Annotated in this window: 5 protein-coding genes and 1 pseudogene; 4 read left to right on the plus strand and 2 right to left on the minus strand. The window is 70.1% G+C overall.

The window, feature by feature from the left end:
• The 3 genes and pseudogenes from ACJ73U_RS43870 to ACJ73U_RS43880 form a co-directional block, all read left to right on the plus strand.
• Positions 1–1,092 (plus strand): annotated as a pseudogene (locus ACJ73U_RS43870) (hypothetical protein); the annotation flags it as partial.
• A gap of 64 nt (positions 1,093–1,156) precedes the next feature.
• Positions 1,157–2,992: a beta-L-arabinofuranosidase domain-containing protein gene (locus tag ACJ73U_RS43875; protein ID WP_407783718.1), complete on the plus strand. Its 1,836-nt coding sequence runs from the start codon at positions 1,157–1,159 to the stop codon at positions 2,990–2,992.
• A gap of 197 nt (positions 2,993–3,189) precedes the next feature.
• Positions 3,190–4,599, plus strand: coding sequence for an amino acid permease (locus ACJ73U_RS43880; RefSeq protein WP_407783719.1), 1,410 nt, complete (start codon positions 3,190–3,192; stop codon positions 4,597–4,599).
• Between the two features lies 1 nt (position 4,600).
• On the opposite strand, the gene ACJ73U_RS43885 is transcribed toward ACJ73U_RS43880, so the two are convergent.
• Entirely contained in the window at positions 4,601–5,686 is a 1,086-nt protein-coding gene (locus ACJ73U_RS43885) for an FAD-dependent monooxygenase (RefSeq protein ID WP_407783720.1), read from the minus strand.
• An 81-nt stretch (positions 5,687–5,767) separates the two neighbouring features.
• On the opposite strand from ACJ73U_RS43885, the gene ACJ73U_RS43890 reads away from it, so the two are divergent.
• Positions 5,768–6,388, plus strand: coding sequence for a TetR/AcrR family transcriptional regulator (locus ACJ73U_RS43890; RefSeq protein WP_407783721.1), 621 nt, complete (start codon positions 5,768–5,770; stop codon positions 6,386–6,388).
• Positions 6,389–6,494: 106 nt separating this feature from the next.
• Here ACJ73U_RS43890 and ACJ73U_RS43895 read toward each other — a convergent pair.
• The coding region (locus ACJ73U_RS43895; protein ID WP_407783722.1) for a hypothetical protein at positions 6,495–6,744 on the minus strand (250 nt) is incomplete at its 5' end.

The following is a 6,744-nucleotide window of genomic DNA, read 5'->3' on the forward strand; positions in this document are numbered from 1 at the left end:
CCGGCGCAGCTCGACTCGGACGGCACGCTCCGGGTCAACTTCGACAACGACTCGACCGGCCGGTGGCTGTTCAGCAACTTCTCCGCGTTGCAGATGTTGGCCTCCTACAAGTACATCGCGACGAGGCTCGGCCAGACCGGCGAGGCGACGTGGGCGAACACCGCCTACAACAACCTGCTCAACTCGCTGAACACGGTCGTGGGCCGCAACCAGTCGGCGGGCGGCTTCAACTTCCTGCCGTGCGAGGTGGACAGGCCGAACACCGCCAACCGCTGCAACACGTTCAACGACGCGAACTGGGCCTCGCCGGGCTGGGTCGGCCAGAACCAGTGGTCGACGATGCTGGCCGGCGGCCCCCTGACCGGGATCATGGGCGACCCCGGCCAGATCGACCGCATGTACCAGTGGGGCTTCAACCGGTTGTCGTCGGGCGGGTTGCCGTTCCCGACCTTCGGCGCGTTCAACGGGTACTCGACCGCGTACAACACCTCCTACTCGAACGACGGCCTGTTCTCCAACAACTACCGCGACCTGCCGATCACGAGCTACGCGTGGCAGCTGCGGACGACCACCGGCGGCCCGAACGCCTGGTGGGAGGCCAACGGCAGCGGGCCCAGCTCGGCGAACCCGTGGATCGGCAGCCATGCCGGCCCGCAGTTCGGCGCGTGCCCGTACGCGTGGCCGATCGCCGGGCAGCAGGAGAGCCTGCTGGAGTCGCTGGTGGCCGAGGGCCTGGCGGCGAGCGGCTCCGGTCCGTACACGTTCACCCGCCCGCTCTACATCGGCCGCGGGGTGCCGAACACGTGGGTCGCGCCGGGGCAGACCGTGTCGGTGGCCAACCTGACCAACACCTACGACGTGGCCTCGGGCAGCCGGTCCACGTACGGGGTGTCGATCGCCGTCAGCGGCGCCACCGGCGCGCGGGTCGTCACGGTGTCGCTGTCCGGCAGCCTGCCCGGCGGCGCGGTCAGCATCCAGCTGCCGGTCTTCCTCACCGTCGGCGTGTCCTCGGTGACCGGCGGCACGTACAACGCCGGCACTCACACGGTCACGGCCAGCGCGAACACGGTGACCATCCACCTGGCCGGCTGATCACCTCCGGTGTGCGCCACGGCCCTCGTGGCGCACACCGTCCTCCTTCCCGGAAGGCGCGATCATGCAATCCTTCGACCGTCGTACCCTCCTGAAGACCGCCGGCGCGCTCGCCGCCGGCGCCGCCGTGGCGCCGGCGGTGGCCCGCGAGGCCGCCGCCGCGACCACCCGGGCCGACATCGGCGTCTCCGTGTTCCCGTTCCCCCTCAGCGCGGTCCGGCTCCAGGCCGGCCCGTTCCTGGACAACATGAACCGGCAGCTGGCGTACTTCCGGTTCGTCGACGCGGACCGGCTGCTGCACACGTTCCGCCTCAACGCCGGCCTGCCCAGCTCGGCGCAGCCCTGCGGTGGCTGGGAGACCCCGACCACCGAGCTGCGCGGGCACTCCACCGGCCACCTCATGTCCGGTCTGGCGCAGGCCTACGCGAACACCGGCGACACGCAGTACAAGGCCAAGGGCGACTACCTGGTCAGCTCGCTCGCCGCGTGCCAGGCCAGGGCGACCCAGCAGGGCTTCCACGCCGGCTACCTGTCCGCGTACCCGGAGAACTTCTTCGACCGGCTGGAGAGCGGCCAGTCCGTGTGGGCGCCGTACTACACGCTGCACAAGATCATGGCCGGCCTCCTCGACCAGTACCTGCTCGCCGGCAACCAGCAGGCGCTCGACGTGCTGCTGCGCAAGGCCGCCTGGGTGAAGACCCGCACGGATCCGCTGTCCACCAGCCGGATGCAGTCGGTGCTGCGGACCGAGTTCGGCGGCATGCCCGAGGTGCTGACCAACCTGTACCAGCTGACCGGCGACGCGAACCACCTCACCACCGCGCGGCGGTTCGACCACGCGCAGATCCTCGACCCGTTGGCCAGCAACCAGGACAGACTCGCCGGCTTCCACGCGAACACCCAGATCCCGAAGATCCTCGGCGCGATCCGGGAGTACCACGCGACCGGCACCACCCGGTACCGGGACATCGCGGTCAACTTCTGGCGGATCGTCCTCGACCACCACACGTACGTGATCGGCGGCAACTCCAACGGCGAGTACTTCCAGACCCCGGACGCGATCGCCGCGCAGCTGTCGGACACCACGTGCGAGGTCTGCAACACCTACAACATGCTGAAGCTGACCCGGCAGCTGTTCTTCACGTTCCCGAGCACCGCCGAGTACATGGACTACTACGAGCTGGCGCTGTACAACCAGATCCTGGGTGAGCAGGATCCCGCGTCGGGCCACGGGTTCGTCACGTACTACAACCCGCTGCGGGCCGGCGGCATCAAGACCTACGCCAACGACTACAACAACTTCACCTGCGACCACGGCACCGGCATGGAGTCGCAGACGAAGTTCGCGGACAGCATCTACTTCTACGCCGGCGAGACGCTGTACGTGAACCTGTTCATCCCGTCCGTGCTGACCTGGCCGGGGCGGGGGATGTCGGTGCGGCAGGACACGAGCTTCCCGTCGTCGTCGAGCACCCGCCTGACCATCTCGGGGTCGGGGCACATCGCGCTGAAGGTCCGCATTCCCAAGTGGACGTCCGGCGCGGTGGTCCGGGTCAACGGCGCCGCCCAGGGCACCACCACGCCCGGCACGTACTTCACGATCGACCGGACGTGGGCGTCGGGCGACGTGGTGGACGTGTCGGTGCCGGCGACGCTGACCTTCCCCCGTGCCAACGACGACTCGGGCGTCGGCGCGGCGAAGTACGGCGCGATCGTGCTCGCCGGCCAGTACGGCTCGACCGACCTGGGTGGCACGCTGCCGACCCTGCGGACCGGCACGCTCGTCCAGGACGGCGCGAACCCGCTGCGCTTCACCGGCACGGCCAGCACGGGCACGGTCACGCTGCTGCCGTACTACGCGACGCACCACGCCCGGTACACGGTGTACTGGCGCATCTAACCCAGCGCGTGTCCACCGCTCCGGACCCGCGTGTCCAACCGGGAAGACGCGTGAGTTCAACGAAACGTGCCGGCACGTTTCGTTGAACTCACTCGACCTGGGCGTTGGACACGCGGGGCTGGGTAGACAGGGGTGGCGTCTTCGCGGTTGGGCGAGTATCTCTACTGGGGAGATCAGCTCGGGGAGGCGAGGAAGCCATGGCCATGACCGGGATCTTCCGGCGCAAGCCGGTCGAGGAGATCGAGGACGTCGACAGCGGTGGCCTGGCCCGCACGTTGGGCCTGTGGCAGCTGACCGCCATCGGCATCGGCGGGATCATCGGGGCGGGGATCTTCTCGCTCGCCGGGGCCGTCGCCAACCAGACCGCCGGCCCGGCGGTGCTCATCTCCTTCCTGGTCGCGGGGGTGGCCAGTGCCGCGGCCGCCTTCTCCTACGCCGAGTTCGCCGGGCTGATCCCGCGCGCCGGCTCGGCGTACACCTACGGCTACGCGGTCCTCGGCGAGGTGGTCGGCTGGTTCATCGGCTGGGACCTCCTGCTCGAGTACACCGCCATCGTCGCGGTCGTCGCGATCGGGATCTCGGGGTACTTCAACGACTTGCTCGGCTTCCTCGACGTGAAGCTCCCGCTGTGGATGTCCGGCGCGCCCGGCACCGAGCCCGACGGGGTGGCCGGCGGGTCCTACAAGATCAACCTGTTCGCCGTCGTCCTCTGCCTGCTCATCGCGTTCATCCTCAACCTGGGCATGAAGAACGCGGCGCGGTTCGAGACCGCGCTCGTCTACCTCAAGATCGTCGTCGTGCTGGTGGTGATCGTCGTCGGCGCCTTCCACATCAGCGCCGGCAACTGGAACCCCTTCTTCCCGTTCGGACTCTCCGGCGCGTTCACCGGCGCCGCGACGGTCTTCTTCGCCGTGTTCGGCTACGACGCCATGTCCACCGCGGCCGAGGAGTCCACCGAGTCCCGCAAGCACATGCCCAGGGCGATCATCTACTCGCTGGCCATCTCGATGGTCCTGTACGTCCTCGCCTGCCTCGTGCTCACCGGCATGGTGAACTACCAGGACATCAACCCCGAGGCGGCGTTCTCCAGCGCCTTCGCCGACGTCGGGCTCAAGTGGCTCGGCCTGATCATCGCCGTCGGCGCGATCCTCGGCATCCTGACCGTCCTGTTCACGTTCATGATGGGCGCCGCCCGCATCGGCTTCTCGATGAGCCGCGACGGCCTGCTGCCGCCCTGGTTCGCGAAGACCCACGAGCGGCGCCGGGTGCCCAGCCGCATGACGTGGATCATCGGCGTCGCCTCGGCCGTGCTCGCCGGGCTGCTGCCGATCGGCGCGGCGGCGGAGCTGACCAACATCGGCATCCTGCTCGCGTTCGTGGTCGTCTGCGTGGCGGTGATCGTGCTGCGGTACCGCCGACCCGACCTGCCACGCACGTTCCGCACCCCCGGCATGCCCGTCGTGCCGATCATCGGCGTGGTGTTCTCGATCTGGCTGATCACGTTCCTGAAGCCGGAGACCTGGCTGCGCTTCGTCATCTGGTTCGTGATCGGCATCGTCCTCTACTTCGCCTACGGGCGGCGGAGGTCGGCGCTGGCCGACGGGTAGCTCACAGCCCGCCGCGCCACACGCGGGCCGCGAGGTCGCGGGCCGCCAGGCCCAGCCTGGTCTTCGGCACGAGCAGCGCCGCGGCCAGCCCGACACCACGCTGCTTCGGCATCACCAGGGCGCGGTGGGTGGTCTCGTAACCGGCCAGACCGCCACCGGTCGCGAGCGCGGTCGCGAGGGTGTGCGCGCCGGCGATCGCGAGGCTGGAGCCGTCGCCGAGCAGGGACACGCACGACGCGGCGTCGCCGACGAGCGTGATCCGCCCCCGCGACCACGACGGCAGGTCGACGACGCTGACCGCGTCGAAGTAGACGTCGTCGCTGGCCCGCAGCCGGTCGAGCAGCTCCGGCACCCGCCACCCGGCGCCCGCGTACGCCGCGGTCACGATCCGCTTGTGCTGGTCCGCGTCGCGGTGGTCGAACTCGCGGACCGCGCTGCGGAAGATGAACGCCGCCCCGCCCTTCCCGCGTGCCGGGTGGATGGCGACCAGCCGGCCCGGCGTGTTGTGGATGAGCACGTCCTCCGGGTGGTCGACCGGCTCGCCGAACGGCGTCGTGGCGATGAAGATGCCGACGGGACGCACGAAGTCGCGCTCCGGCCCGAAGGCGAGGCGCCGAACCGTGGAGTGCAGCCCGTCCGCGCCGACCACCAGGTCGAACCGGCGGGGCGCGGCGCGGTCGAACGTGACGTCCACGCCGCCGGAGTCCTGGCGCAGCTCGGTGACGGTGTCGTCGAAGAGGAACTCCGCGTCGTCCCGCACGGTCGCGTACAGAACGGCGGCGAGGTCGGCCCGCGGCACCTCGAACCCCTTGCCGGCCCCGGGCATGCGCATGGTGGCGATCCGGCTGCCGTCGGCACGCACCAGCCGGATCCTCTTCGCCGACGTGGTGATGTCCCGCAGCCGGGGCACGACCCCCATCGCCTCGACGACCGGCAGGGCCGGGCCGAGGACGTCCACGGGGTTGCCGCTGGAGCGCACGCCGTCGGACCGCTCCACGACGGTGGGCTTGAACCCGTTGCGGGCCAACCAGTAGGCGAGCGTGGCGCCGGCCACGCCGGCCCCCGAGATCAACACGTTCTTGGTCATGCGGCGACGTTAACAGCAGTGAGTGCGAAGATGCAATGAATGCAGATTTGCACTCGCTGCCAACTTACGTATGCTGCCGGTATGTCCCTTCGTGACCGCAAGCGAGCACGCACCCGCCAGGCGCTGATCGACGCCGCGACGGAGCTGTTCGAACGCAAGGGGTACGACGAGACGACGATCGCCGACATCGCGGCGGCGGCGGAGATCGGCGCCCGCACGTTCTTCAGCTACTTCGGCAGCAAGGAGGAGCTGCTGTTCCCGGAGGCCGACTACCGCGTACAGGCGGCCATCGACGCCATCGCCACCCGCGGCCCGGACGAGGGCCCGGCGGACGTGCTGCTGCGGGCGCTGGGCGAGGTCAACGCGACCAGCGCGGAGATGGTGAGCCCCCTGGCCGCACTGCGTCTGCGGATGATCCAGACCGTGCCGGCGGTGCGCGGCCGCGCGCTGCAGCTGCAGCTCGACGCCCAACGCGAGATCGCCCGGCACCTGGCGCAGGCGTTTCCCGACCAGTTGGACGCGGTGGGCGCGGGCGCACTGGTAGGCGCCTTCGTCGGCGCGGTCAGCGGCGCGTTGCAGGCCCTGTTCGACGGCGCCGGCGCCGACCCCGAGGCCCTGCGCACCGCGATGCACACCGCGACGGAGGTAGCCCTCGCCCCGTGGCGCACCTCCACCGCGAAGCGCCGAACTCCCAAGCCCTGAAGGCGTGCGCCAGGGCGTTGAGCGCAGGCATGAGGACTGTCCCGGGCGCGCCTTTCACAGCCTGGCTCCCGCTGCTGGTCGACTGGTCGAGGTGTGCCGTGACCCCTCACTCGGCGCGGACGTCGTCGATATAGGCCTCGCCGCCGTTCAGGAACACCCACACCGCGTGCACCTGCGCCGCGTCGAAGGTCACGCCCGCCGGGCAGTCGAGGTCGGCGTAGGTCACCGAGATCGTGCGGCTCGTGGCCGTGTCCACCCACGCCCAGCGGCTGCCCTGGCACCACGTCGAGCCCGGGCCGGTCTGCACGGCCAGCTCGCCGGTCGTGCCCGCCGCGGGGCCGGCCTTCACGTCGACC

The sequence above is a fragment of the Actinophytocola sp. genome (assembly GCF_045807065.1).
Classification (GTDB): Bacteria; Actinomycetota; Actinomycetes; order Mycobacteriales; family Pseudonocardiaceae; genus Actinophytocola.

What these genes read in the sequence shown, in the direction of transcription:
- ACJ73U_RS43875 (WP_407783718.1), top strand. Translation starts at nt 1,157, where the DNA reads ATGCAATCCTTCGACCGTCGTACCCTCCTGAAGACCGCCGGCGCGCTC.
- ACJ73U_RS43880 (WP_407783719.1), top strand. Translation starts at nt 3,190, where the DNA reads ATGGCCATGACCGGGATCTTCCGGCGCAAGCCGGTCGAGGAGATCGAG.
- ACJ73U_RS43885 (WP_407783720.1), bottom strand. Translation starts at nt 5,686, where the DNA reads ATGACCAAGAACGTGTTGATCTCGGGGGCCGGCGTGGCCGGCGCCACG.
- ACJ73U_RS43890 (WP_407783721.1), top strand. Translation starts at nt 5,768, where the DNA reads ATGTCCCTTCGTGACCGCAAGCGAGCACGCACCCGCCAGGCGCTGATC.